This window comes from Clostridium sp. (assembly GCF_051656525.1).
Classification (GTDB): Bacteria; Bacillota; Clostridia; order Clostridiales; family Clostridiaceae; genus Clostridium.
This window is the reverse complement of sequence record NZ_JBOGCC010000206.1, coordinates 1-2,084: the sequence shown is the minus strand read 5'-3', so window position 1 is coordinate 2,084 and position 2,084 is coordinate 1. Positions and strand designations below refer to the sequence as shown.

Here is a 2,084-nt window from a genome sequence, read left to right as displayed (position 1 = left end):
TGCTAGCCTCTTCAACTTCTTGTTCATACTTAGCCTTGTCATAATCAGCCTTAAACTCTTTTAATGATTCATAATCAGTCATGTCATTTAATTTTCCTTCTAATTCAGCATAAGTAACTTTTAATTCATCTAATTCTTTAACTTCATTTTCATGAGTATCTACTGAATTAAACTTTTCAACAATATGATTTTTTAATTGTTCATCTTCTAATTGGAATAATTGTGGTGATTCTTCACCTTTCATTTCTCTCCATTCACAAATATAAGATTTTTTATTATCAAAATCTAAAGTTATTACATCTTCTGAAATAGAATATGGAACCCCATAACACTGTCTACAAGAATAGTCAGCATTTTCAACTATTGCTATTTTATCTTCAGGCAATATGTCCATAAAATAAAACTCTCTTGCTTGATATGTATCTCCCCAATAATCAGGTCTTGAACATAATCTTGAGTTTAATTGAGTTACAACCTGATCTGTTATGTTTTCAACTGATAAGCTGAATTCTTGAACTTCAGGATTTACATTTTTATTTTCATTTTCCAAACCATCTTCCTCCTTTTCTAAAGCATATACTTCATATAATTCTTCCATTTGTTTCTTGATATCTGAGATACTTTCCCTTGAGAACATTTCTAAGTTAGCACCTATCATTCCTGGTGGCACACCTAACATGGTGATTCCCTCAAAAGTATAATCTTTGATTTGAGTTAAACCATCTTCTCTTTCAAATGAATCATCTACACTTACTTCCATTGATATATCTGTATTCCCATCATTTCTGTCTAATATATCTTGAACTTCATCTAAATAATTCTTCCAAAGATAACCGTAACTGATTAAATAATTCCTATCATTATCTCCATCATATTCATATTCAATTTCTGCATCATGCGGAATAAATCCGTATATCCTCTCAATATGTGACACTTTAAGTTCAAAACCATTATCACCTTTAATTATCTTATATTCCATGTCATGACCATTAAGTTTGTATTCCTCAGAATCTTCATCAAATACAACACTACCTAATATCGGTGTATGTCTTAATGTTTTTTCTGCTGCAACTTTTATGTCTTCTAAATCAAAATATGATTTATTTGGATTACTAGCATCATGTTGAATCTTTAATTTACATTTAAGAAGTCTTTTATCCTCGTTTTCATCAAATGTCAGATTGCTGAAATTACACGGAAGTCTTAAATATTTCATAAAGGATTCCTCCTTTCTTAAAAATTTGTATTAAAAAGCACTATATAAATAGCACTTAATAGAACATATTATTATTCACCAAATATTTACTCTTATCTAAAGTGAAATTTAATTTCTTACAATCGTCTTTAAATACATAAGCCCTTTTTATTCCCATATTAACTTCACCCATATATTTAAATCCATTAATTATAAGCTCTTTTTTATCTTCCTCAGAAAATGCAAATATGAAATTGGAATTATTCATATCCATTCCTCCAATTATTAATTTTACAATCCTTTTAAAGCGATTTTAATATCACACATCGTCAAAAGGATTAATTACCTTACTACGCACCTTCAACCTCTCTACGTCAACTACAATCAATCTAGTTACTAGTTCTGTGCCAATGGTGCTTTGTTATCATCTCCACTTGCATCTTTGACACTAGGTCTACCATTATCTTTACCACTAGAAGTATGTGCTGATTCCATAGGTTTCATCATGTTCCCCAAGTCCATCATTTCTTCTTGTTTTAACATATTATATGCTTGATGTGGTTCATGTCCTTGATAAGCCATTAATGCTAATTTAGAATTATACATACCAGCATTTCCAATAGCTAATTTAATCTTCTCATCCTTATTAAATCTAGTTGAATCAACATATACTAACTCAAAATTCTTTAATGCTGAATTAGTTTTAAATACTTCATTAAAGAATAGTCTAAATTGTTCAATTAAATCCAGTGGTAATAATGAGTCCAATATCTGAGAAAAAATAACACTTTGATTATTATTCTTTGTACCATTAAATAACTCATCATTTATACCTGCAGCATCATATGTAGATTTCTTTAATTTATCAATATAATCTATCTCTTTTGAA

At 29.0% G+C, this 2,084-nt stretch carries 3 protein-coding genes; all 3 read right to left on the bottom strand.

Translation table 11 applies throughout. From position 1 onward, the window contains the following. Positions 1 to 1,216: hypothetical protein (locus ACRDDY_RS10265; RefSeq protein ID WP_438564861.1), on the bottom strand; the 1,216-nt coding region annotated here is incomplete at its 3' end. A gap of 55 nt (positions 1,217 to 1,271) precedes the next feature. Then, complete coding sequence (locus ACRDDY_RS10260; protein ID WP_438564860.1) at positions 1,272 to 1,463, bottom strand: hypothetical protein; 192 nt, start codon at positions 1,461 to 1,463, stop codon at positions 1,272 to 1,274. A 128-nt stretch (positions 1,464 to 1,591) separates the two neighbouring features. Continuing rightward, positions 1,592 to 2,084, bottom strand: a 493-nt coding sequence (locus ACRDDY_RS10255) for a hypothetical protein (RefSeq protein WP_438564859.1), incomplete at its 5' end; no start/stop codon positions are given.

Excerpts from the sequence above, each read along its gene's own strand:
- ACRDDY_RS10260 (WP_438564860.1), bottom strand. The coding sequence starts at position 1,463 with ATGAATAATTCCAATTTCATATTTGCATTTTCTGAGGAAGATAAAAAA.